The following is a 22589-nucleotide window of genomic DNA, read 5'->3' as shown; positions in this document are numbered from 1 at the left end:
TCGGGCCTCAGCGGGGCGCGCGGGGCAGGCCGAGGCCGATCATCGCGATCAGCTCGCGCTGGATCTCGTTGACGCCGCCGCCGAACGTCAGCACGAGCGCGCCCTTGGCGAGGCGGTCGGTGGCCTCGATGAACTCCGCGGTCACCGGGTCGCCCGGATCGCCGTACCGGGCGAGGACGTCCCCGACGATCCGGCCGACCTCCTGGACCCGCTCCGAGCCGTAGATCTTGGTGGCGGACGCGTCCGCCGCGCCGAGCCAGCCGAGGTCCTGGTTTGCGGCGACCTGCCAGTTGAGCAGCTCGTTGACGCGCAGGTAGGCGTAGATCCGCGCGACCGCGCGGCGGACGGCGGGCTCCTCGATGAGCGGCCGGCCGTCCCGCCCGGCGGTCGTGCGGGCCCAGCGCTCGAACCGGACATGGGTGTGGCCGATGTTGCCGGCGGGGCCGAGCGTGACCCGCTCGTGGTTGAGCTGGTTGACGATGAGGTCCCAGCCCTTGTTCTCCTCGCCGATCAGCATGTCCGCCGGGACGCGGATGTCCTGGAAGTACGTCGAGTTGGTGTGGTGCCGGCCGTCCATCGTGATGATCGGCGTCCACGAGAACCCCGGGTCCTCGCAGTCGACGATGAGCATCGAGATGCCCTTGTGCTTCTTCGCGTCCGGGTCGGTGCGGGCGGCGAGCCACACGTAGTCGGCGGTGTTCGCCCCCGACGTGAAGATCTTCTGGCCGTTCACGACGTAGTGGTCGCCGTCCCTGACCGCGGTGGTGCGCAGGGCGGCGAGGTCGGTCCCGGCGCCCGGCTCGCTGTAGCCGATCGCGAAATGGCACTCCCCCGCGAGGATGCGCGGGATGAAGAACTCCTTCTGCGCGTCCGTCCCGTACTGCAGGATCGTCGGCGCGACGGAGTTCAGCGTGATGAGCGGGTAGGTGACCTCGGCGCGGGCGATCTCGTTGGCGAAGATCGTCTGCTCGACGGGTCCGTAGCCGCGGCCGCCGTACTCCTTCGGCAGCGCGACGCCGAGCATCCCGTCGCGGCCGAGCCGCCGGCAGTGCTCCATGTAGGCGGTCCCGAACGGGTCCTCCAGGATCGCGGCGCGCTGCTGCCCGTCCAGGCAGCCCTCGAAGTACTCGCGCAGCTCGGCGCGGAGCCTCTTCTGCTCGTCGGTCAGATCGATGAACATCAGGCCTCCTGAGAAACGAGCGCGCCGAGCGAGTCGAGCTGGTGTTCCGCACCGCCGAGCAGGTGCGCGCACTGCTTGCCCCAGGCGAAGTAGCGGTGCAGCGGATAGGTGACGTCCAGGCCGATGCCGCCGTGCAAGTGCTGGCAGGTGTACAGGGCCTGCACGACGGGGTCGCAGGCGTTGTACGCGGCGACGGCGAGGACCTCGTCGGCGTCGGCGTCGCCCTCCGCGAGGCGCCACACGCCGGCCCAGACGGCCACGTCCAGGGCCCGCTTGGCGATGTAGACGTCACCGATCTGCATCGTCACGGCCTGGAACTGCGCGAGGGCGCGCTCGAACTGCTCGCGCGTCTTCACGTACTCCTTGGTCAGCTCCAGCGCGCCCTCGATGACGCCGGACGAGACGGCGACCGCGCCGGCGACCGCGGAGCGGCGCAGGGTGTCCCAGGCGGCGCCGTCCGCCGTTCCGCCGAGCAGGGCGTCCGGCCCGACCCGCACGCCGTCGAGCGCGACGCGCGACAGCGGCTCGGTCGTCGCCGACGGCTGCCTCGTGATCGCCGTGGCGGCGGGCTCGACGAGGAAGACCCCGACGCCCGCGCCCTCGACGCGGGCCGGGACGAGGATGCGGGCCGCCTCCCGCGCGTACGGGACGAACGTCTTCACCCCGTCGAGGACGAAGCCGTCACCGTCCCGGCGCGCCGTCGTGGAGACCTCGCCCGGCGGGCCGACCTCGCGGTACGCGCCGGTCAGGACCGTCTCGCCCTCGGTCAGCGGGCCCAGGAGGGCACACTGACCGGCGGTGCCGTGCCGCCCGATCGGAACGGCCGCCAGCGCGAGCGACGCGTACACGGGGACGGGCGCGACCGTCAGGCCGGCCTGCCGCAGGATGACCGCCAGCTCGACCTGCCCGAGGCCCGCGCCGCCGGCGTCCTCCGGCACGACGACCCCGAGCAGCCCCGCCTGCGCGAGGGCCTTCCAGGTCACCGCGTCGTAGGACGCACCGCTCTTCTCGAAGGCCTCCAGCCGCTCCTGCGTCGCCTCACGCGCGAGCAGGCCCGCCGCGAGGCCGTTGAGCTCCTGCTGGGTCTCGTCCAGGTTGAAGTCCACTCATCCGCTCCCTTCCAGAAGGTGCAGCCGGCCGCGCCGCTCGAACTCCGCCCGGGTGCCGGCCGCGTCCTCCGCGGTCATCCGGCGGTAGGCGAGGTCCGGGACGGCCGTCGTCCGCCCGCGCTTCCAGCAGTGCCGCGACGCTCATCCCGTCACCTCCGAGGACCCGCCCCACGGCGAAAAAGTAGAACAGATTCTAGTCTGTGTCCAGAGGCATGATCGCCCTCGTTCGCGGGCAGATTCGCCTAGCATGCCAGGGTTCATCGACCGGATGACGGGACCCGGCGGGCCACCCGCCCGCCGACGATCAGATAACACGTTCTCGTGAGAGCTGTATCCTTGGTGGGACACGTCGGGCGACCGCGCCCGCACAGAAGGGATCGACCGTGACCGCAGAGCCGACAGTGACCGGGGGCGAGACCCCGGGTCAGCCCGCGGAACAGGCGGCCGGCCGGCCGGGGCAGAGCGTGCGCTCCCGCAGCCAGCACCAGCGGCGCAAGCGTATCGTGCAGGCGGCCGCGGCACTGGCGTCGCGCGGCGGCATCGAGGCGATGCAGATGCGCACCGTCTCCGAGCGCGCCGGGGTCGCCCTCGGCACCCTGTACCGCTACTTCCCGTCCAAGATGGACCTGGTCGTCGCCGTCGTCAGCGAGGAACTCGACCTCCTCGAACGCAGCATCGAGCGCCGCCCTCCCCGCGCCGGCGACGCACCGCAGCGCGCGGTGGAGGTGCTGATGCGCGCCACCCGCGGCCTGATGCGCGAACCGGAGCTGGCGGAGGCGCTGATCCGCTCCCTGCTGCTGTCCGACGTCAAGACCGACTTCGGCGACCGGATGACCGGGCTGCTGCTGCTCGCCGCGTCCGGCCCGCCGCAGGACATCACCGACGACGATCCGCGCCGCCTGGTGGCGCGGGCACTGGCCGGCATCTGGACCATGGAGATGATCGAGATGCTGCGCGGCAACGCGACCGCGGAGGAGATCCAGGCCCGGCTGGAGATCTCCGCCGCCCGCCTGCTCATCGACTCCTGACGGCGGCGGACGGGCGACCCGATCGCCCGTCCGCCCTCCGGGAGGTCAGAGCCGCTGCCCCGCCTCGTCCACGATGCCCGCCTTGAGGCGGACGGTCAGGTTCATCAGGTCGCCCTTCTCCACCGACATGGTCCCGTCGACGTGACGGGTCCTGTGGTCCTTGATCACAACGGACCGTTCACCCAGGTACCCGTAGGTCTCCGCGTCGAGCAGCAGCTCCTGGTGCAGGTAGCCGTCGGTGACACGTCCGAGCCCCAGGGCCAGGCGTCCCGCCGCGTCCACCCGGCCCTCGGCGAGCGTCACGCCGGGAATCTGCTTGATCGCCCGGAACACCGCCGCCTCGGTCCTGGGCGGCAGGACGTTGTTCCGCAGGATCGCGCCGAACATCGAGTACGCGGTCGAGTACCGCCCCTCCTTCGCCGCACCGAGGCCGCCCGTCTGCTTGTAGATCCACTTCAGCAGCGCGTCCGGGTCGGCCGGCAGCGCGGCCAGCGAGGCGTAGTCGGACGGCGGCGTCGTCGGCAGCATCCCGGTGAACCGCAGCCTCCCGTCCTCGATCGTCGCCGACTTCGTGCCGTCGGCACGCTGCCAGTTCCGCGTCACGACGTCCTTGCCGGGGTCCGTGGAGACGGGGCCGTTCGGCTCGCGTCCTCTCCGCACCCGGGACTCGACGTAGATCCACTGGTCGGGCCGGGGCGGCGTGAACGCGCGCGTCTCCGCCGCGCGTGCCGCCCGTTCGAGCGCCTCGGACGCGTTGGCCACCGGGCCCGCCGGGATCCCCGGCACCACGGGGCGCGGGTTGCCGTCCCGGTCGGTGCCGCCCGCGGTCTGGACGACGGTCACACCGACCGCCACGGCGGCGGCCAGCACGCCCACGGCCACGAGCCGGACACCGAACCGCGACGGCCGGAAGCGCCGCCTCCCGCCACCGGACGCGCGTTCGAGCAGGGCCGTCCGGGCGGCGGCGCGGGACGCCTCCGCGGGCGCCTCGGGCTCGGTCCAGGCATCACGCAGAATTTCCAGGTCGTTCATCGGTCGATGTCCTCTCCAAAGGTCGTGGGGTCGGTCTCGCCCAGTACGGCGCGGATCCTCGTCCGGGCCCGGTGCAGCCGGGAGCGCGCCGTTCCCGCCGGGATCCCGAGCGCCTCGCCCGCCTCCCGCACACCGAGCTGAGCCCAGGCGACGAGCAGCAGGACGTCCCGGTCGCCGCGCGGCAGCCCGCCGAGCGCCGCCGCCAGCGGCCCCCGCGCCGCCTGCGCGTCGACCTGCCCGGCGACCCGCTCGTCGTGGCCCTCGGCGGCCTCGGACGCGCCGGCCCGCGCCAGCGCCCGGTACTGGCGCACCTCCGCGCGGTGATGCCGGGAGATGAGGTTGGACGCGATCCCGTACAGCCACGGCCGCGCGTCGTCCCGCGTCAGGTCGTAGCGGTCGCGCCGGTCGAACGCGATGAGGAACGTCTCGGCGGCCACGTCGTCGGCGGGGCCCCGCCCGAGCCGCCGCGCCGCGTAACCGTGGATGGCGCCGTAATGGCGGTCGAAGAGCGCGGCGAAGCACTCCGGCTCGTGCCGGGACCGCCGCAGGATCTCGGCGTCGCCGGTGGTCACCGCGACCATGCCGGTCTTTCTCGGGTCATGTCGTGCCTTCCTGAGCGTTGGTGGGTCACTCCTGGTTCGCCGAACGCCCGCCAGGCGTTCGCGGCGTTCGGGCGAAACGCAATCAACTGTGAAAAGTCAGTCGGGGGCGATTCGTTGTCCTCGGCGTTCAAGCGGTCCAGCATTCCGGGCATCGGGGCGACCATCCCTCACCCCCACCCCCCAGGAGCGCCCACATGGCCCGCAGAAATCTGGTGTTGGGCGTCATGGCCGTTTCCGGCCTGACCGCGTCGCTGGCGACCCCGGCGCACGCGCACACCAGCCCCACCGTCACCGACCGGCCGCAGGTCACCGCCGCACCCGCCGACCGCGCCGCCGGCATCCAGAAGCAACTGCAGATCTCGCTCGGCGCGGCGTTCGGCGGCGCCTGGGTCGAGCACGGCTCCAAGGTCGTCGTCGCGACCACCGACGCCGCGTCCACCGCCACGATCAAGGCGGCCGGCGCGGTGCCCAAGGTGGTGAAGTACGACGCCCGCGACCTCCACTCGGTCCAGACGAAGCTGAACCGGCACGCCCGGTCGGCCCCCAAGGCGGTGACCGCCTGGTACATCGACCCGGAGACCAACCGCGTCGTCGTCCAGGCGTCGTCCAAAGCCGCCGTGAAGCGGTTCGCCAAGGCCGGCGGCGTCGACGCCGGGGCCGTGCGGTACGTCCACTCGACGGCCACGCCGCGTCCGCTCTACGACATCGTCGGCGGCGAACGGTACTGGACGCCCTCGGCGGGCTGCTCGGTGGCGTTCTCGGTCGACGGGGGCTACGTCACCGCCGGCCACTGCGGCGACCAGGGCGAGACGACCAGCGGCGCCAACCGGGTCGCGCAGGGATCGTTCGGCGGCTCCTCGTTCCCCGGCAACGACTACGCGTGGGTCAACACCAACAGCCAGTGGACGCCGACGCCCACCGTCAACAAGTGGGACGGCTCCTACCAGACGATCCACGGCGCCGTGGAGGCACCGGTCGGCTCCGAGGTCTGCCGTTCGGGTTCCACCACCAACACCCGGATCTGGTGCGGCCAGATCCTCCAGCGCGGCGCGACCGTCCGCTACGCGGAGGGAACCGTCACCGGGCTGATCCGCACCGACATCTGCGCCGACCCCGGCGACTCCGGCGGCGCGCTGTTCACCCCGGAGGGGCAGGCGCAGGGCATCACGTCCGGCGGCTCGGGCACCTGCGACGACGGCCAGGGCGGCGGAGACCAGATGTACTTCCAGCCGGTCGGCGAGGTCCTGCAGATCCTCGCCCAGCAGGGCCGCGAACTCGTCACCTCGGGCGGCGGGCCCGGCGACCCCGGACCGGGCGACCCCGGCACCTGCGACGGCCACGAGGACAGCGCGACGGGCTCGCTGAGCTCCGGCGGCAGCGCCTACCAGCCGGACGGCAGCTACTACCGCAGCACCTCCTCCGGAACCCACTCCGCATGCCTCGACGGCCCCGACGGCACCGACTTCGACCTGTACCTCCAGAAGTGGTCCGGCTCGTCCTGGCAGACGGTGGCGCAGTCCATCAGCCCCACTCCCGACGAGAACATCTCCTACAACGGCACCGCGGGCTACTACCGGTACCGGGTCCACGCCTACAGCGGCTCGGGCCAGTACACACTCGGCTTCGACGCTCCGTGACCCCGCCCCCGGCCGCCCTCCCTCATGGGCGGCCGGGGATCCGGTTCCGGCCTGTCACCGTCCTCTCACGCACTAGCCTTGAGCCCGACAGAGCCAGGACGAAGAAGGTGGGCCAGTGACGGAGCAGGAACCGATCCTCAGCGACGGGGTCATCATCGAGTTCATTGATGGCAAGGACGTTCCCGTCCAGCACAAGGACTTCGGTGAGAGGGCCGTCGTCATGCGCGACGCCAAGAACCCCGCGGGGCCGATCCTCTACTTCACCGAGGCCGAGTGGGACGCCTTCATCGCCGGCGTCAAGGACGGCGAGTTCGACGACCTTCTGGAAGAGGACCCCACCGAGGCCCCCTGACGCACGCGAGCGCCCCCGGCACACCACCGGGGGCGCTCGACGTCCCGGCCGCTTCGGCGGTCCGTCAGACCTCGGGGTCAGACCTTGGCCCCCTCCCCGACCCCGGCCGGTGGAGCCGGCACCGTCACCGGCGCCCGGCGACCGGGCATCCACCAGTTGGCCTTGCCGCACAGTTCCATCACCGCCGGGACGAGGACCATCCGGACGATGGACGCGTCGATGAGCACGGCGACGGCCATGCCAAGGCCGCCCTGCTTGACCGCGACGTCGGGGCCGAGCAGGGAGGTCGTGAAGACGGCGATCATGATGGCGGCCGCGGCGGTGATGACCTTGGCGGTCCGCGCCAGCCCGCGGGTGACGGCCATCCGGGTGTCGCCGGTGCGCTCGTACTCCTCGCGGACCCGTGAGATCAGGAAGACCTGGTAGTCCATCGACAGGCCGAACAGGACCGGGAACATCACCATGGGCACCCAGGTCGTGACCGGCATTTCGGCGGGGAAACCGAGGGCCGGGCCGAACCATCCCCACTGCACGACCGCGACGATCACACCGTAGGCGGCGCCGATCGACAGCAGGTTCACCACGGCGGCCTGCAGCGCGATCGTGACGGACCGGACCAGGGCGATCAGCAGGACCATGGCCATCGCGATGACGACCGCGATCATCAGGGGCAGGCGCGAGCCGACGTCCTCGGCGAAGTCGATGGTGCCGGCGTTCGGCCCGCCGAGGTGCACCCCTTCGCCGCCGGGCGCCCCGGGCAGCACGTCGTCGCGGAGATGGTGCACCAGGTCCGCGGTCGCCTCGTCCTGGTATCCGGTCTTCGGGAAGGCCATGAAGGTGGCGGCCCGCCCGTCCTCGCTCACCTGGGGCGGCGTGACGTGGGCGATGCCCTCGGCCCTCCCGACCGCTTCGACGACGGGGCGCAGATCGGCGTCCCTGGAGCCGACCTCGGTGGCGAAGATCAGGGGTGCGCCGTAGCCAGGACCGAACCCCTCCGAGATGATCTCGTACGAGGTGTAGCTGCTCCGGTCGTGCGGCTGGACGCTGGCGTCCGGCTGGCTCAGCCGCATCGACAGCGCGGGCGCCGCCAGCACCAGCAGGACCGCTCCGGCCAGGAGGGCGGCGACCAGCGGCCTGCGCTGCACCACGCCGGCCCAGCGCTCGGCGGGAGTGCGGCGCTCCCGGAACGGGGCGCCGGCGGCCCCGCGCCGGCGCGAGGTGCGGCGCGGCAGCCGCAGCGAGTTGATCCTGTGGCCGGTGAAGCCCAGGAACGCCGGCAGCAGGGTCAGCGCGGCGATCATCGTCACCAGCACGGTCACCGACGTGGCGACGGCCACCCCGGTCATCAGCCGCTGTCCCATCACGATCAGGCCGAGCAGCGCGATCACCACGGTCGTGCCGGCGAACAGCACCGCGCGGCCCGCGGTCGTGATGGCCGTGACCGTGGCGCCCTCGGGGTCGTCGCCGTCCTGCAGGCGGTCCTTGTAGCGGGTCACGATGAACAGTGCGTAGTCGATGCCGACGCCGAGCCCGATCATCGCGGCGAAGACCACGGTGAAGTCCGGCGCGGGCATCACGTACCCGACCAGCTTCATCAGTGCGATGCCGCCGACGATCGACATCAGCGCGGTCACGATCGGCAGGCCCATCGCCACCAGCGACCCGAAGGCGATGAACAGGATCACCGCCGCCGCGAGGATGCCCACGCTCTCCGCCGACCCCTGCGCGGGCGTCTCGGCCTTCTCGGCCTTCTCCCCGCCGAGCCCCAGCGTCACCCCATCACCGGAGGCGTCCTTGACCGTGTCGACCAGGGGCTTGACCTCGGTCTTCTCCGCGTCCCCGTCGGTCAGCGGGATGGTCGTACGGGCGATACGGCGATCGTCGGTCACCAGATCCCCGTTCTGGTACGGCGACGTCACCGGTCCCGTCACGGGTGAGGCGGACAGATCGGCGATGACCTTCTCGATCTTCCGCCGGGCGGCCGGATCGTCGATCCCCCTTTCCGCTTTGATCGCGAGTGTCAGCGTGTCCCCCTGCCGCTCGGGGAAATGCCTCTCGATCAGCTCCTGCGTCTTGGCGGACTCGGAATCCCCGCCGGAGAAGTCATTGTCGGGTGCCGCGCCGTAGCCGAAGCCGGCGAAAGCCACGGCGATCACGCCGGCGATCCAGGTCAGGAGGACCAGGCGGCGGCGCCGGTAGCAGAACCGGGCCAGACCCGCCAGGACTCCCCCCGCGGCCGGAGTCTCGGTTGACATCATCTCGTCCCCAACTCTCTTCTCTTTCACAATGCGTCCTGATATTGCCCGCAGAACACAATTCCGGTCGTCCCCCGGACGCATGCAATTCGCGCTACCGCCAATGCCGCATTCCGTTACCGCGGAAAGCGCAGGCGCCGCGGAAGTACTGCGGTCGCGGTAGCCGGTTCCTCGTCCGCCAGCAGGAGTCGCAACGCGTCGGCACGCGGCTAGGGTGCGCGTATGAGCACAGGACTTTCGGCTGCCTGGGCCAGGTCCGGGCGCTGGGTGATCGCGGTCTGCGTGACGGTGACGCTGCTGGTCACCGCACTGACCGCGGACCACCCCGGCACGGACCTCGACGTACTCGGCTACGCCCTGCTGGTGACGAGCGGCATGGTGCTGGCCGCGGGCCGCCGGGCCCCCGTTCCCGTCCTGGCCGTCACCGGGCTCTGCGCGCTGGGCTACCAGGCGGCCGGTTTCGACGTACCCGCCGTCGCGTACCTGTTCGCGGTGTACGCCGCCGTACGCGCGGGGCACCGCGTCATCACGCTGGCGGCGAGCGTGGCCCTGCTGGCCGCGCTCCCCTTCGCCGCCATGGCGTCACTGGCGGACGGGCCCGCCTCCGACGCGTTCGCCCAGGCCCGGGGCGCCCTCGAAGTGGCCTGGCTGATCGCCGCCGGCGCCGCGGGTGAGGCGCTGCGGCAGGCCGAGCGGCGGGCGGACGAGGCCGAGCGCACCCGCGAGGAGACCGCCCGGCTGCGGGCGTCCGAGGAGCGGCTGCACATCGCGCGGGAACTGCACGATTCGCTCACCCACCAGATCTCGATCATCAAGGTGCAGGCCGGAGTCGCCGTCCACCTGGCCCGCAAACGCGGCGAGCAGGTGCCGGAGGCCCTGCTGGCGATCCAGGAGGCCGGCCGTGAGGCGACCCGGGAACTGCGCGCGACCCTGGACACGCTGCGGGACGACGACAAGACCCCCTCACATGGCCTCGATCACGTCCCCGACCTGGTGGAGCGGGCTCGCTGGACGGGCCTCAACACCACCCTGACGATCGAGGGCCAACGCCACGACGTACCGACCGCGGTGGACCAGACCGCCTACCGGATCGTCCAGGAGTCGCTCACCAACACCGCGCGCCACGCCGCCGCCTCCACGGCGTCGATCCGGATCGACTACCGTCCGGACACCCTCGCCATACGGGTCGACGACGACGGCAAGGCCATGCCGGGCACGGCTCCGGTGCCCGGCGTCGGGCTGCTCGGTATGCGTGAGCGGGTCACCGCCCTGGGCGGCCGCCTGCGCGCCGAACCGCGCAGTGAGGGCGGCTTCAGCGTCCAGGCCGAACTCCCCGTGGGCGGGCCGCGGTGATCCGTGTCCTGCTGGTCGACGACCAGCCGCTCCTCCGCGGCGGATTCCGCGCGCTCCTCGACGCCGAGGACGACATCGAGGTGGTCGCCGAGGCCGCCGACGGCGAGCAGGGCCTGGCCCTCATCAGGGAGCACCTCCCCGACATCGCGCTCATCGACATCCAGATGCCGGTCATGGACGGCATAGAGACGACCCGCCGCATCGCCGCCGACCCCGCTCTGGCCGGCGTCCATGTCGTCATTTTGACCAACTACGGCTTCGACGAGTACGTCTTCAACGCCCTGCGCGCCGGAGCCGCCGGATTCCTGGTGAAAGACATCGAGCCAGAGGACCTCCTCCACTCCGTGCGCGTCGCCGCACGCGGTGACGCCCTGCTCGCACCGTCGATCACCAGAATGCTGATCAGCCGGTACGTCGCGCAGCCGCTCAACACGGGAGCCGGCACAGAACTGAAGGAACTGACCAACCGCGAACGCGAGGCCGTCGCCCTGGCCGCACAGGGTCTGTCCAACGGCCAGATCGCCGACCGCATGGTGATCAGCCCCGTGACCGCGAAGACCCACATCAACCGGGCCATGATCAAACTCCACGCCCGCGACCGCGCCCAGCTGGTCGTCCTCGCCTACGAATCCGGCCTGGTGACTCCCCGGAACTCCTGAACGAGGGGCCACCACGCCCGAACGGCGTCAGTCGAACAACTCAACGGCGGCCCCCGCCGTCACTGCGCGCGTTGCCCACTCGGTGAGTTGCTCCTCGTCCGTGCAGGCCATGATCCGCTCACGCACCTCATCGGACACACTCAGCCCGCGGGCCGCAAGCACGACGAGCACCATCTTCGCTTCGCCCTCGGCCTTGCCCTCGGCCTTGCCCTCGGCCTTGCCGATGGCTTGGTGGCGGAGGAAGAGGTCGCTCTTGAACTCGTAGCCGGTGGCGCTCACCGCGGTCAGTCGAACAACTCGTCGGCGGTGTCGACCGTGATGGCGCGGGCCAGCCACTCGTCCAACTGCTCCTGATCCCGGCAGGACCGAATCCGCTCACGAACCTCATCCGGAACAGTCAGGTCCCGCGCGGCGAGAACCTTTAGCACCGACTCGGCCTCCCCGAGGGCTTGGTGGCGGAGGAAGAGGTCGCTCTTGAACTTGTATTCGGCGGTGCCAGTGGACACGAGTTCCTCCAGGATGCGGCGCGCCAGCCTCGGCAGCGCGCTGACCACAAGGTCAGTGTACAGGTCGGCGTTTTCGTGGTCCGCGTTCTCGATGGTGGCGAGGGCCGCATGGGTGATCTCCAGGGTCTCCCTGGTATGGCTGCTGACGTTGGCCAGCGTGCTGATGATGGCCAGTTCGGGCATCTGGGCCGCCTGCTCGGTCGTGGTGACGAGCGGCTTGGTGCCCGGGCCGATCACCAGGGGCTCCAGGACGAAACCGGGGTGGCCGATCCTGATCGGCTCGCGTGCCCAGTCGGCGACCGAGCGCTTGGGGCAGATGACGATGAGGTAGCACGGGCAGGCGGTTCTGTGGTGGAGCGCGGTGAGGTAGATGGGCCAGGACTTGCGCTTCCGCAGGTCCTTTGCCTGCTGCATTTCCGCGACGACGGCGAGGGTCGTCTTCCCGGAGCCTCCCTCGCAGATCTCTACGACGTTGTCGGCTCGGTAGGTGGTCGGGGCGATCTGGGTGCACTCTTCGGACGCCGATCTGATCATCAGGTCGTCCCCGACCTCGACGTCGAACGCGGTGCGCAGGATCTGGGCTATGACCTCCGGGTTGTCGCGGATGATCTGGATTGGTCCTTCGTGGACTGCGGTGACCATGCACGGGAAGTTATCGAGCCATCACCATTAGATACCTTGACTATCCAATGACTCAAAGTGTGGCTTCCATCACAGTGAGTTATGGATGGGATGGTTGGGTTACGAGGCGGTTTGGGCGGTAGCGGATGAAGGCCGAGGGGTCGAGGGAGAGGGACTCGGCGGCCTTGTTCAGGGAGCGGGCGGTGGTGTTCGGCCAGTGGCCGGTCTTGACGCGCTTCTCCAGGGCCCGGAGGGAGGCCACGTACTCGGACGCCGTGAAGTTGCAGTGGCCGATGCGGTGGACGTAGGCCTGGCGCAGCAGGTGGGTACGGCCGGCCCGGCGGACGGACGTGGCGTACTCCGCCTGGTGCTCGACCGGGACGAGCTGGTCGGAGATGGTGTGGATGTTCAGAGCCGGAACGTCGACGCGGCCGGTCGGCTGGGAGGTGCGGGCCATCCAGGCGAGGGGGCGTGGTTCGACCTTCTTGGCGGCGGTGGCGGTCAGGCGCGAAAGGTCTGCTTTCAGGTTCAGGCCCGCGGTGCGGTAGAGGGCCTTCACCTGGCGTTGGTTGCCGGACTCGTGGAGCAGGCGCGAGTGGTCGAGGCCTTTGTTCCAAGCGCTGTCGCCGCCGGCGGCCAGGTTGATCCAGTAGCGGCCGCCGAAGACGAAGTTGAGGACGCCGCCGGAGGTGAGCCACTGGTACTGCTGGCGTTCCCGGGCGGCGTGATCATGGCGGGGTGGCGGGGCGTCGCCCGAGAACCAGGATGACTGGTTGAGGAACGCGGAGGCCAGGGCGATGCGGGCGCGGCCGGCGGGGGTGTCCTGGGCATCGCTGACGGCCTGGGTGAGCTGGGCTCCGGCGGCCGCGGCCTCGGCGGGCGTCTCGTAGTCGGTCAGCTTGATGTGCTGGTCAGGGGCCAGGAGCGTGGCCACGGTGTGGCCCGCGTTGAGCTGGTAGTTGTTCAGGTCGACACCGCCGGCGACGATGCCGCAGGCGGTGAGGACGCCGTCCACCGCGCGGGTTTCGGCGATCTTGGCGCTGACGAGGCCGCCCATGGACTGGCCGAGGGCGAGCGTGGTGCGCGGGCGGCCGATGATCTCTGAGACGGCCCTGCCGGTGGCGAGCTGGTCTTGGACGGCGCTGCCCAGTGCCCAGAGGGAGCCCGACGGGTCGTAGGACGAGCCGGCGAGGGCGTAGCCGCGGTCGAGGAGGGCCTTGCCCGCGGCTTCGCTCGGGCGGTTCGCCGGGGCGAGGGGGCCGAATCCGTGGCTGAACAGGACGAGGGTCCCGTTCCAGTCGGCCGGGACGTCGGCGATCCAGGTGGAGCCGTCGGGGAGGGTGCCGGTGTAGTGCGCGGGACCGGCGAGCCCGTGGGCGGCGGTCGGTGTCAGGACTGCGGGGGCGGCGAAGACGGCGGCCACGGCGACGGTCGGCAGTCGTTTCATGGTGATCCTCCGGCCTGGGGGCGGGCCCAGAAATGGATACATGTGCCACGAACGTCAGAATTTTGTCGAGCATCGCAGAATGTAGGCAGAATCACTGCGGCAGTCAATGGTCTGCCTAGTATTGGCCTAGCCGACGATGTGCTCCGGGCGGACCGGGATCCGGGGCAGGGGGCGGCCGGTGGCGTCCCTGATCGCGGCGACGATGGCGGGAGTGGACGACAGCGTCGGCGGCTCGCCGGCGCCGCGCAGCCCGTAGGGCGCCGCGGGGTCCGGGTTCTCCAGGATGTCCAGGCGCATCGGCGGCATGTCGAGGATCGTCGGGATCAGGTAGTCGGTGAAGGACGGGTTGCGGACGAGGCCGTCCGACACGACGATCTCCTCCATCACGGCGAGGCCGAGGCCCTGCGCGGAGCCGCCGTGGATCTGCCCCTCCACCCCCGTCCGGTTGATGATCTTGCCGACGTCCTGGACGGCGGCCAGCTCGACGACCTTGACGAGGCCGAGGTCGACGTCCACGTCGACGACGGCGCGGTGGACGCACAGGGCGAGCTGGGTGTGGCTGGTGCCCTGCCCGGTGACGGGGTCCAGCGCCGTCGTGGGCCGGTGGTGGTACTCGCGGGTCTCCTCGATGGCGGCGTCGCCGAGGACGTCCTCGATGGTGCCGAGCACGCCGTCCGAGCGGGAGACGATCTTCCCGCCCGTGGTGGTCAGATCCGTGGTCAGGTCGGTGGAGGTCGCGCGGCCGAAGTGGCGGGCGGCGAGGGCGAGGAGTTCGGCGCGCACCGCTTCGCAGGCCGCCTTGACCGCGCCGCCCGTCATGTACGACTGGCGGGACGCGCTGGACGAGCCGGCGTCGCCGGCCCGGTCGTCCGCCGGGGCGATGGTGACCCGCTGGACGCCCAGTTCCGTCCGCGCGATCTGCGCCTGGACCGTGACGAGGCCCTGCCCGACCTCGGCGGCGGCGGTGTGCACGAGCACGGTCGCCTCGCCGCCGATGACCTCCAGCCGGACGCGGGCGGTGGAGTAGTCGTCGAAGCCTTCGGAGAAGCAGATGTTCTTGATCCCGACGCCGTACCCGACGCCCCGTACGACGCCTTCGCCGCGGGTCGTCTGGGAGACGCCGCCGGGCAGGTTCCTGAGGTCGGACGGGTCGAGCGGCGCCGGCATCGGCATCGCCTCCAGCCGGGCCAGCATCCCGGCGAGCGGAGCGGGCGAATCGATGACCTGCCCGGTCGCGAGCTTCGAGCCCTGGGAGACGGCATTGCGGCGGCGGATCTCGATCGGGCCGATACCGCAGGCGGCGCCGAGCCTGTCCATCATCGACTCGTAGGCGAAGCACGCCTGGACGGCGCCGAACCCGCGCATGGCGCCGCACGGCGGGTTGTTGGTGTAGACACCGTAAGCGTCGATGCTGATGTTCGGGATCTCGTACGGGCCGACGCCGAGTGAGGCCGCGTTGCCGGTGACGTTCTTCGTGGACGAGGTGTACGCGCCGCCGTCGAGGACGATGTCGACGTCGGCGTAGAGGAGCCGTCCGTCCGATGTGGCGCCGTACTCGTACCGCATCTGCGCGGGATGCCGGTGGACGTGCCCGAAGAACGACTCGTACCGGTTGTAGGACATCTTGACGGGCCGCCCGGTGTGCAGGGCGAGCATCCCGGCGTGGATCTGCATCGACAGGTCCTCGCGTCCGCCGAACGCGCCGCCGACGCCCGCGAGCGACATGTGGATCTGGTCCTCGGCCAGGCCGAGGCAGGGCGCGATCTGCTTGAGGTCGTTGTGGATCCACTGGGTGGACACGTAGAGGTCGATGCCGCCGTCCTCGGCCGGGACCGCCAGGCCGGACTCGGGTCCGAGGAACGCCTGGTCCTGGATGCCGACCTCGTACTCGCCCGACACGACGACGTCCGCCTCGGACCTGGCGGCGGCGACATCGCCGACGCGAACCGGCTGGTGGCGGGTGATGCCGCCGAGGTCCTGGACCTTCAGGCCCTCCGGGTCGGCGATCACGGCGCGCGGATCGGTGATCGGCTCCAGTACCGCGTAGCCGACGGCGATCTTCTCCATGGCGCGCCGCGCCGTCTCCGGATGGTCGGCGGCGACGAGCGCGACCGGCTCGCCCTCGTGCCTGACCTGGTCGATGGCGAGGACGGGCTGGTCCTCGGTGTGGTCGATGCCGAACATCTTGCGGCCCGGCACGTCCTCGTGGGTGAGGACGGCGCGGACGCCCGGCATCGCGAGCGCGGGCCCGATGTCGATCGACGTGATCAGCGCCCGGGGGTGCGGGCTGCGCAGGGTGGCGCCCCACAGCATCCCGTCCATCCACAGGTCGGACGCGTACGCGAACTCGCCGGCGACCTTGAGCGTCCCGTCCGGCCGCGGCGCGCTCTCCCCGACGCCGCCGAGCCCGGGGGCGGCGACGTGACCCGGAGTCCTCACCGGTGACGTCATCGGAGCACCTCCTCCGCGAGGCGCATCAGGCGGCGGTGGGCGTCGGCGCCGCGCCGCCCGGCCTCGTCCTGCGGGACGGTGACGAGGGAGTCGCCGTCCACGACCGTCCGGCCGCCGACGAGGAGGCGCTGGAGCGGCGGGGTCGTCCCGAACGCGAACGCGACGACGGGGTCGTCGACGGCCGCGTGGAAGCCGTCCACCCGCCACAGCGCGACGTCGGCGAGCTTGCCGGGTTCGAGGGTGCCGATCTCGCCGGCGCGGCCGAGGCAGCGGGCGCCGCCGAGCGTCGCCATCTCCAGGGCCTGCCGGGCGGTCAGCGCGGTCGGCCCGGACCGGGCGCGCTGCATGTAGATCGCCTGCCGGATCTCCCCGGCGAGGGGGACGAGTTCCGCCGACGCCGACCCGTCCACGCCGAGGCCGACGGCCGCGCCCTCCTCCAGGAGGCGGGACACGCGGGCGATCCCGGCGCCGAGGCGCGCGTTGGAACTGGGGCAGTGCGCGGTGCCGGTGCGGGTCTCGGCGAGCCGTTTGATGTCGGTGTCGTGCAGGTGGACGCAGTGGGCGAGCCACACGTCGGGGCCGAGCCAGCCGATCGAGTCCATGTACTCGGTCGGCGTCATGCCGAACTGCTCCGTCGTGTGCTCCTCCTCGTCCAGCGTCTCGGCGAGGTGGGTGTGCAGCCGGACGCCCTTGGCCCGCGCCAGTTCCGCCGACCTGACCAGCAGTTCCCTGGTGACGGTGAACGGGGAGCAGGGCGCGACGGCCACCCGCAGCATGGAGCCGGGCGACGGGTCGTGGTACCGGTCGATGGCGGCCTCGGTCTCGGCGAGGACCGTGTCGAGGTCTTCGACGACCTCGTCCGGCGGGAGCCCGCCCTGCGACTCGCCCCGGTCCATCGACCCCCGGCACGGGTGGAAGCGGACGCCCATCTCGGCCGCCGCCTCCACTTCGGCGGCGAACAGGTCGCCGCGCCCCTTCGGGAACAGGTAGTGGTGGTCGGTGGACGTGGTGCAGCCCGACTTGGCGAGCCACCCGAGGCCAGCGCTCGCCGCCCCGGCCACGACTTCGGCGTCCATCTTCGACCACGGCCTGTAGAGCGTGGTCAGCCACTCGAACAGGGTGTTGTCGACGGCAAGTCCCTGGCTGGCCCACTGGAAGAGGTGGTGGTGCGTGTTGACCAGACCGGGGGTGGCGAGGCATCCGGTGCCGTCGATCCGTTCGGCGTCCCCGCCGGCGGACGGGGCGGGGCCGGGGCCGACGGCCGTGATCCGGTCGCCGTCGACCACGATGTGGCCGCCCGGGTACTCGTCGCCGGAGACGGTGACGACGTGGGCGTTCTCGATGACGATCGTCATTTCGCGGCCGCCTTCCGCTCGGCGGCGAGGCGCACCGCGTCCAGGATCTTCTCGTAGCCGGTGCAGCGGCACAGGTTGCCGGCGAGCGCCTCGCGGATCTCGGCGTCGGCCGGCGCGGGGTTCCGCCCGATCAGGTCGTGCGCCTGGACGATCAGGCCGGGCGTGCAGAACCCGCACTGGACGGCGCCGGTCTCGGCGAACGCCTCCTGAACGGGGTCGAGCCGCTCGTCACCGGGCTGACCCTCGGCGAGACCCTCCACGGTGCGGACGTCACGTCCTTCCGCCTGCCCGGCCGCGACCAGGCACGCGCAGGCGGGCACACCGTCCAGGTAGACGGTGCAGGAGCCGCATTCGCCCTGTTCGCAGGCGTTCTTGGAGCCGGGGAGGCCCATCCGCTCCCGCAGCATGTAGAGCAGGCTCTCGCCCTCCCAGACGTCGTCCACGGTCTCCATGGATCCGTTGACGGTGACGTTCACGCGCATCACGAGGCCCCCCTTCCGGCGGCGCGGTGGTCGTTCCAGGCCCAGGTCAGGGTGCGGCGCGCCATCACCGCCAAGGCGTGCGCGCGGTAGCGGCCCGTTCCCCGGACGTCGTCGATCGGCGACGCCGCCCGCGTCACCAGCTCGCCGAACCGCCGCGCCGCCGATTCGGCGAGCGGCCCGCGGCCGTCCCAGTCGAGTTCGCGGGAGATGAACGCCTCGGCGGCGGTGGCGCGGCGCGGTGTCGGGGCGGCCGACCCGAGTCCCGTTCCGACGCGCCGCTCCCCCGGATGCAGGGCGACCGCGAACGAGCAGACCGCGATCACCATCGCGTTCCGGGTGCCGATCTTGGAGAAGTACTGCGGGCCGGACGCGGGCGCCGTCCAGAACGCGCGGATCAGCTCGTCCGGCTCCAGCGCGTTGCGTTTCACGCCGGTGAAGAAGTCCGCCGCCGGGATCATGCGGACGCCGCGCGCCGCCGACTCGGCCTCGATCTCGGCGCCGCCCGCCAGCAGCGGCGGATGGCCGTCCCCGGCGGGGGACGCCGCGCCGAGGTTGCCGCCGGCCGTGCCCCGGTTGCGGATCTGCGGCGACCCGACCGTCCGGGACGCCTGCGCGAGTCCGGGCAGGCGGTCCCCCAGCTCGCCGATCAGCCGGGTGTAGGTGACACCGGCGCCGACGCGCAGCCGCCCGTCCGCCATGCCCCACTCCGCCAGGTCGCGGACGCGGGTCAGGTCGAGCAGCGCCTCCGGCCGCCGCACATCGAAGTTGATCTCGACCATGACGTCGGTGCCGCCCTGGAGGGGCAGCGCACCCGGCCGTTCCGCCTTCGCGGCGAGGGCGTCCTCCCAGGTCACCGGTCGCAGGAAGTCCATATCTCGGTGTCCCTAGCTCCCTCGGTAGGTCGAGTAGGCGAACGGGCTGATCAGCAGCGGCACGTGCAGATGCCGCCCCGGATCGGTGACCGTGAACGCCACCGCGACCTCGGGATAGAAGTCCGACAGGCCCGCCGTGTCGAACGCCAGCCGGTGCACCCCGGCCCCGATCGGAGCGTCCCACTCCCTGATGCGGCCGTCGTCGTCGGTGCGGGCCTCGGCCAGGGGCGTCCAGCCGCCGTCCGCCGCGCGCCGCTCCAGCCGGACGGCGATGCCCGCCGCCGGCAGCCCCTTCGCCGCGTCCAGCACATGCGTCGACAGGCTCACGCGTCCTCCGATCCGTGGGTGACTCCGCTTCGGGCGACTCCGCTTCGGCCGACCAGGAGGTTTCCTCCCCTCACTGCCCGAGTACACACAGCGGCACGGGCGCCGGTCGAGGCACAGGACGTCCGAACTGTGACGCCGCCGAGCCGCCGGCGTTTGTAGGTTGCTACGTGTGAAGCTGCGTTCCCTGCTCGCGATGCCCGCGTTGCGGCTCGAGGTCGTCACCGGGGAGGACGAGCTCGACCGGACGATCCGATGGGTCGTCACCACCGATCTCCTCGACCCCGGCCGCTACCTGCGCGGGCGGGAACTGGTGCTGACCGGGCTCGTCTGGCGGTCGGGGCCCGCCGACTCCGAGACGTTCGTGCGTGCCCTCGCCGGCGCGGGGGTGTCAGCCCTCGCCGCCTGGGACCTCGCGCTGGGGACCGTCCCGGACGACCTCGTCGAGGCGTGCCGGCGGCACCGGATCCCGCTGTTCAAGGTGCCCGAGGACGTCGCGTTCGCGACCGTCACCGAGGAGGTCGTCCGGCACCTGTCCGGCGCCCGCGCCGCGGACCTGACCGCCGTCCTGGACCGGCACCGCCGGCTCGTCGAGGGCACCGGCCTCGGCGCCGTCCTCGACCTGGTCGGCCGCGACCTCGGGATGCGCTGCCACGTCCTCACCCCCACCGGACGGGTCGTCGCCGGCCCGCGCCCCGCCGAACCCGCCGCCCTGGCCAGGGCGTTCCTCACGGCGCCGCGGCTGCCCCGCCACGTCCCCCGGCTCGGCACGTCGATCTTCGCGGTCGCCGAGGACACCACGTCCCGCGTGGCCGACTGGTTCATCGCCTGCGAGGGCGACTTCGCCGACTGGCCCGCGGAGCACCGCACCCTCACCACCGAACTCGCCGCGATCGTCGCGCTGGAAAGGGCCCGCCAGAACACCGAGCACCGTTTCGCGCAGGAGGTCGTGACCGCCGCGGCCACCGGCGCCGAGATCGTCCCGAGGCTGGACCAGGCGGGTTTCGCTCCGTCCACCGGGTTCGTCGCGGTCGCCGCATCGGCCCATGGCACCCTGCGCCCGGGGGAGCTGCGCACCGTCCTCACCGAGGTCCTGCCCGGCACCCGGCCGCTCGTCGGCCTGCTGGACGACCAGGCCGTCGCGCTGGCCGAGGCGGCCGGGCAGGACGTCGCCGGCGAGATCCAGGACGCCCTCGACGCGCTGGCCCCCGGCCTGTCCGCCGACGGCATCGCCGTGGGCGTCAGCGACACGGTGCCGGCGGCCGGCCTGCGCGGCGCCGTCGAGGAGGCCCGCTACGCGCGCCGCCTGGCCGCCACCCGGCTCCGCATCTCCCGAACGCCCGAGTCGCACTCCCCGGTCCGCGTCGTCCGCCACGACGAACTCGCCACCCACGTCCTGCTGCTCGCCAGCGTCCCCGACGACGTCCGCCACATGTTCCAGGTAAGGCTGCTGGACCCGCTGCGCGCCTACGACGAGACCCACGGCGCCGACCTCGTCCGCACCCTTGAGACGTTCCTCCAGAACTCCGGCTCATGGACGCGCTGCGCCGAGCAGCTGCACCTCCACGTCAACTCCGTCCGCTACCGCGTTCAGCGCATCCAGGACCTCACCGGCCGCGACCTCTCCCGCCTGGAGGACCGGGTCGACTTCTTCCTGGCCCTCCGCCTGATGTCCGGCTGAGCCGCGTCACGACGTGTGGCGGAGGATCGCCGGGACGACCGTGTCCCACGTGCGGCGCGGGAGTTCGCTGCCGGTGCCGGGCAGGATGATCAGCTCGGCGGCGGGAATCTCGGCGGCGAGGGCCCGGCCGTTGCCGGGCGGGAAGAACGGGTCGTCCTCGCCGTGGATCACGAGGGTCGGCGCGGTGACGGCGCCCAGGCGTTCACGCCAGCGCGGGCCGCTGTCGAGGGCGGCGAACGCGGCCGCCATCTGGTCGGCGCGGTGCGCCTTGCCGGGGTCGGGAGCGGCGGGCGTGCGGTCGTGGACGCGTTCGATGTTCTCCCGGGCCTCGGCCTCGTCGAACGCCCGGCCGGACAGGTGGCGGGCGCTCTCCAGCATGAAGGCGACGACGGACGCGCGGTCCGTCCAGTCGACCTCGGGCGGGTTCATGATGTGGGCCATCAGCTCGGGTGCGTGCCCGGGCAGGTCGGGGTCGGCCGGGCCGGGCGCGGTGGGCCTGGTGGCGATCAGGGTGAGCGTGTCGACTCGGGCGGGATGGTCGAGGGCGAGGAGCTGGGCGATCCAGCCGCCGACCCCGAAGCCGGCGATGTGCGCGCTGGGCAGGCCCAGTGCGTCCAGGACGCCGGTGGCGTCGGTGACCAGGTCGCGCAGCGTGTACTCGGGGGCCTCGGGGTCGGCGGTCGTGGACCGCCCGGTGCCGCGCAGGTCGTAGCGGACGACGTACCGGCGCAGCGCCGCCAGGCGGGCGCAGAGGTCGTCGTGCCAGGTGAGCATCGTGTTGCCCACCAGAAGGATCGGCGCGTCACCCGCCTCGCCGAACGTCTCGGCGCACAGTTCCACCCCGTTGGTCTTGATGAACTTCTCCATGAAGGGTTGGACCGTCCGGGCGCCCGAAACTCATCCCTGCTGGTCGGCGATGGCGTTGACGAACTCGACGGTGCTCGCTTCGGCCTTCGCCTTGTCGATGCCGAGTGCCGACAGGACGCCCGTCCCGTCCTCGAATTCGAGGAGGGCCAGCAGGATGTGCTCCGTGCCGATGTAGTTGTGGCCGAGGCGGAGCGCCTCGCGGAAGGTCAGCTCCAGGGCCTTCTTCCCCTCGGCGTCGTAGGGGATGAGGTCGGGGACGTGCTCGGCCTCCGGGGGAAGCGCGGCGGTGGCGGCCTGGCGGACGGAGTCGAGCAGGACGTCCTGCGCGGCGATCACCTTGGCGGCGAGCGCGTCGGGCTCAGACAGCAGCCCGAGGACGAGGTGGACGGGCCGGATCGCGTCGTTGCCCGCCGCACGCGCCTCGTTCATCGACGCCACGACGACGTTGCGGGCCCGCTGGGTGAACCGGGAGAAGCCCTCGGAGGGGTCGAGGTCGCCCGCCTGCCCCTTGGGGACGAACCGTTTCTGCGCGGCCTGCTTGCTGACCCCCATGCTCCTGCCGATGTCGGTCCAGGAGGCGCCGGAGCGCCGGGCCTGGTCGACGAAGTGGCCGATGAGGTGGTCGGCCACGTCGCCGAGGTGCTCGGCGGCGACGACCGCGCTGGTGAGCTGTTCGAGGGCGTCGGTGTGGACCTTCTTGATGCCGTCGATCAGATCGTCGAGCCGGATCTGACCGACGGGCCGGGTGGGTTCCGTCATGCGTCAACCATAGGTTG

Annotated in this window: 21 protein-coding genes; 6 read left to right on the top strand and 15 right to left on the bottom strand. The window is 71.8% G+C overall.

Annotated features, from left to right (window positions below):
- Nucleotides 1-7: 7 nt before the first annotated feature.
- Both ACGFIS_RS28680 and ACGFIS_RS28675 read right to left on the bottom strand, forming a co-directional pair.
- Nucleotides 8-1180, bottom strand: coding sequence for an acyl-CoA dehydrogenase family protein (locus tag ACGFIS_RS28680; RefSeq protein WP_392901340.1), 1173 nt, complete (start codon nt 1178-1180; stop codon nt 8-10).
- Nucleotides 1180-2286, bottom strand: coding sequence for an acyl-CoA dehydrogenase family protein (locus ACGFIS_RS28675; RefSeq protein ID WP_392901338.1), 1107 nt, complete (start codon nt 2284-2286; stop codon nt 1180-1182). Before ACGFIS_RS28675 ends, ACGFIS_RS28680 begins: the two co-directional genes overlap by 1 nt.
- A 386-nt stretch (nt 2287-2672) precedes the next feature.
- On the opposite strand from ACGFIS_RS28675, the gene ACGFIS_RS28670 reads away from it, so the two are divergent.
- Nucleotides 2673-3317, top strand: a complete 645-nt coding sequence (locus ACGFIS_RS28670) for a TetR family transcriptional regulator (RefSeq protein WP_392901336.1) — start codon at nt 2673-2675, stop codon at nt 3315-3317.
- A gap of 45 nt (nt 3318-3362) precedes the next feature.
- Here ACGFIS_RS28670 and ACGFIS_RS28665 read toward each other — a convergent pair whose 3' ends face one another.
- Both ACGFIS_RS28665 and ACGFIS_RS28660 read right to left on the bottom strand, forming a co-directional pair.
- Nucleotides 3363-4349 (bottom strand): CU044_5270 family protein, encoded by a 987-nt coding sequence (locus ACGFIS_RS28665; RefSeq protein WP_392901334.1) that lies wholly within the window; start codon nt 4347-4349, stop codon nt 3363-3365.
- Entirely contained in the window at nt 4346-4930 is a 585-nt protein-coding gene (locus tag ACGFIS_RS28660) for an RNA polymerase sigma factor (RefSeq protein WP_392901332.1), read from the bottom strand. The genes ACGFIS_RS28665 and ACGFIS_RS28660 overlap by 4 nt, the downstream gene beginning before the upstream one ends.
- 215 nt (nt 4931-5145) lie before the next feature.
- On the opposite strand from ACGFIS_RS28660, the gene ACGFIS_RS28655 reads away from it, so the two are divergent.
- Nucleotides 5146-6588, top strand: coding sequence for a S1 family peptidase (locus ACGFIS_RS28655; protein WP_392901330.1), 1443 nt, complete (start codon nt 5146-5148; stop codon nt 6586-6588).
- Between the two features lie 115 nt (nt 6589-6703).
- Complete coding sequence (locus ACGFIS_RS28650) at nt 6704-6940, top strand: DUF397 domain-containing protein (protein ID WP_358454994.1); 237 nt, start codon at nt 6704-6706, stop codon at nt 6938-6940.
- Between the two features lie 77 nt (nt 6941-7017).
- On the opposite strand, the gene ACGFIS_RS28645 is transcribed toward ACGFIS_RS28650, so the two are convergent.
- The gene (locus ACGFIS_RS28645; protein WP_392973179.1) at nt 7018-9198 is read right to left on the bottom strand and encodes an MMPL family transporter; all 2181 of its coding nucleotides are present in this window, start codon (nt 9196-9198) and stop codon (nt 7018-7020) included.
- Between the two features lie 219 nt (nt 9199-9417).
- On the opposite strand from ACGFIS_RS28645, the gene ACGFIS_RS28640 reads away from it, so the two are divergent.
- Both ACGFIS_RS28640 and ACGFIS_RS28635 read left to right on the top strand, forming a co-directional pair.
- Nucleotides 9418-10548, top strand: coding sequence for a sensor histidine kinase (locus tag ACGFIS_RS28640; RefSeq protein WP_392901325.1), 1131 nt, complete (start codon nt 9418-9420; stop codon nt 10546-10548).
- On the top strand, nt 10545-11207 hold the full coding sequence (locus ACGFIS_RS28635; RefSeq protein WP_392901323.1) for a response regulator: 663 nt from the start codon (nt 10545-10547) through the stop codon (nt 11205-11207). The genes ACGFIS_RS28640 and ACGFIS_RS28635 overlap by 4 nt, the downstream gene beginning before the upstream one ends.
- A gap of 27 nt (nt 11208-11234) precedes the next feature.
- Here ACGFIS_RS28635 and ACGFIS_RS28630 read toward each other — a convergent pair whose 3' ends face one another.
- The 8 genes from ACGFIS_RS28630 to uraH all read right to left on the bottom strand — a co-directional run bounded on the left by ACGFIS_RS28630 (nt 11235) and on the right by uraH (nt 19268).
- Nucleotides 11235-11486 carry a hypothetical protein gene (locus tag ACGFIS_RS28630; RefSeq protein ID WP_392901321.1) on the bottom strand — a complete coding sequence of 84 codons (252 nt, stop codon included), beginning with the start codon at nt 11484-11486 and terminating at the stop codon, nt 11235-11237.
- Between the two features lie 5 nt (nt 11487-11491).
- Nucleotides 11492-12355, bottom strand: coding sequence for a hypothetical protein (locus ACGFIS_RS28625; protein WP_392901319.1), 864 nt, complete (start codon nt 12353-12355; stop codon nt 11492-11494).
- A 79-nt stretch (nt 12356-12434) separates the two neighbouring features.
- Entirely contained in the window at nt 12435-13781 is a 1347-nt protein-coding gene (locus ACGFIS_RS28620) for a hypothetical protein (protein WP_392901317.1), read from the bottom strand.
- Between the two features lie 126 nt (nt 13782-13907).
- A complete protein-coding gene (locus ACGFIS_RS28615; protein WP_392973177.1) occupies nt 13908-16232 on the bottom strand; it encodes a xanthine dehydrogenase family protein molybdopterin-binding subunit in 2325 nt (774 codons plus the stop codon).
- Entirely contained in the window at nt 16229-17587 is a 1359-nt protein-coding gene (locus ACGFIS_RS28610) for an 8-oxoguanine deaminase (RefSeq protein ID WP_392973175.1), read from the bottom strand. Before ACGFIS_RS28610 ends, ACGFIS_RS28615 begins: the two co-directional genes overlap by 4 nt.
- Complete coding sequence (locus tag ACGFIS_RS28605) at nt 17584-18069, bottom strand: (2Fe-2S)-binding protein (RefSeq protein WP_392973186.1); 486 nt, start codon at nt 18067-18069, stop codon at nt 17584-17586. Before ACGFIS_RS28605 ends, ACGFIS_RS28610 begins: the two co-directional genes overlap by 4 nt.
- Nucleotides 18069-18941, bottom strand: coding sequence for an FAD binding domain-containing protein (locus ACGFIS_RS28600; RefSeq protein ID WP_392901309.1), 873 nt, complete (start codon nt 18939-18941; stop codon nt 18069-18071). Before ACGFIS_RS28600 ends, ACGFIS_RS28605 begins: the two co-directional genes overlap by 1 nt.
- A gap of 12 nt (nt 18942-18953) precedes the next feature.
- A complete protein-coding gene (uraH, locus tag ACGFIS_RS28595; protein ID WP_392973173.1) occupies nt 18954-19268 on the bottom strand; it encodes a hydroxyisourate hydrolase in 315 nt (104 codons plus the stop codon).
- 169 nt (nt 19269-19437) lie between these two features.
- Here uraH and ACGFIS_RS28590 point away from each other — a divergent pair, with 169 nt between their 5' ends.
- On the top strand, nt 19438-20946 hold the full coding sequence (locus ACGFIS_RS28590) for a PucR family transcriptional regulator (protein WP_392973171.1): 1509 nt from the start codon (nt 19438-19440) through the stop codon (nt 20944-20946).
- Between the two features lie 6 nt (nt 20947-20952).
- Here the strand turns inward: ACGFIS_RS28590 and ACGFIS_RS28585 are convergent, their stop codons facing one another.
- Both ACGFIS_RS28585 and ACGFIS_RS28580 read right to left on the bottom strand, forming a co-directional pair.
- Nucleotides 20953-21813 carry an alpha/beta fold hydrolase gene (locus ACGFIS_RS28585; protein ID WP_392973169.1) on the bottom strand — a complete coding sequence of 287 codons (861 nt, stop codon included), beginning with the start codon at nt 21811-21813 and terminating at the stop codon, nt 20953-20955.
- 30 nt (nt 21814-21843) lie between these two features.
- Nucleotides 21844-22572, bottom strand: coding sequence for a Clp protease N-terminal domain-containing protein (locus ACGFIS_RS28580; protein WP_392901301.1), 729 nt, complete (start codon nt 22570-22572; stop codon nt 21844-21846).
- Nucleotides 22573-22589 lie beyond the last annotated feature (17 nt).

The sequence above is a fragment of the Spirillospora sp. NPDC048824 genome (genome assembly GCF_043198455.1).
Lineage (GTDB): Bacteria > Actinomycetota > Actinomycetes > Streptosporangiales > Streptosporangiaceae > Spirillospora.
The sequence above is the reverse complement of the archived record's forward strand: the minus strand, read 5'-3'. Positions and strand labels throughout refer to the sequence as shown.

Excerpts from the sequence above, each read along its gene's own strand:
- ACGFIS_RS28680 (WP_392901340.1), bottom strand. The coding sequence starts at position 1,180 with ATGTTCATCGATCTGACCGACGAGCAGAAGAGGCTCCGCGCCGAGCTG.
- ACGFIS_RS28665 (WP_392901334.1), bottom strand. The coding sequence starts at position 4,349 with ATGAACGACCTGGAAATTCTGCGTGATGCCTGGACCGAGCCCGAGGCG.
- ACGFIS_RS28660 (WP_392901332.1), bottom strand. The coding sequence starts at position 4,930 with ATGGTCGCGGTGACCACCGGCGACGCCGAGATCCTGCGGCGGTCCCGG.
- ACGFIS_RS28655 (WP_392901330.1), top strand. The coding sequence starts at position 5,146 with ATGGCCCGCAGAAATCTGGTGTTGGGCGTCATGGCCGTTTCCGGCCTG.
- ACGFIS_RS28645 (WP_392973179.1), bottom strand. The coding sequence starts at position 9,198 with ATGATGTCAACCGAGACTCCGGCCGCGGGGGGAGTCCTGGCGGGTCTG.
- ACGFIS_RS28640 (WP_392901325.1), top strand. The coding sequence starts at position 9,418 with ATGAGCACAGGACTTTCGGCTGCCTGGGCCAGGTCCGGGCGCTGGGTG.
- ACGFIS_RS28625 (WP_392901319.1), bottom strand. The coding sequence starts at position 12,355 with ATGGTCACCGCAGTCCACGAAGGACCAATCCAGATCATCCGCGACAAC.
- ACGFIS_RS28620 (WP_392901317.1), bottom strand. The coding sequence starts at position 13,781 with ATGAAACGACTGCCGACCGTCGCCGTGGCCGCCGTCTTCGCCGCCCCC.
- ACGFIS_RS28615 (WP_392973177.1), bottom strand. The coding sequence starts at position 16,232 with ATGACGTCACCGGTGAGGACTCCGGGTCACGTCGCCGCCCCCGGGCTC.
- ACGFIS_RS28610 (WP_392973175.1), bottom strand. The coding sequence starts at position 17,587 with ATGACGATCGTCATCGAGAACGCCCACGTCGTCACCGTCTCCGGCGAC.
- ACGFIS_RS28605 (WP_392973186.1), bottom strand. The coding sequence starts at position 18,069 with ATGCGCGTGAACGTCACCGTCAACGGATCCATGGAGACCGTGGACGAC.
- ACGFIS_RS28600 (WP_392901309.1), bottom strand. The coding sequence starts at position 18,941 with ATGGACTTCCTGCGACCGGTGACCTGGGAGGACGCCCTCGCCGCGAAG.
- ACGFIS_RS28585 (WP_392973169.1), bottom strand. The coding sequence starts at position 21,813 with ATGGAGAAGTTCATCAAGACCAACGGGGTGGAACTGTGCGCCGAGACG.
- ACGFIS_RS28580 (WP_392901301.1), bottom strand. The coding sequence starts at position 22,572 with ATGACGGAACCCACCCGGCCCGTCGGTCAGATCCGGCTCGACGATCTG.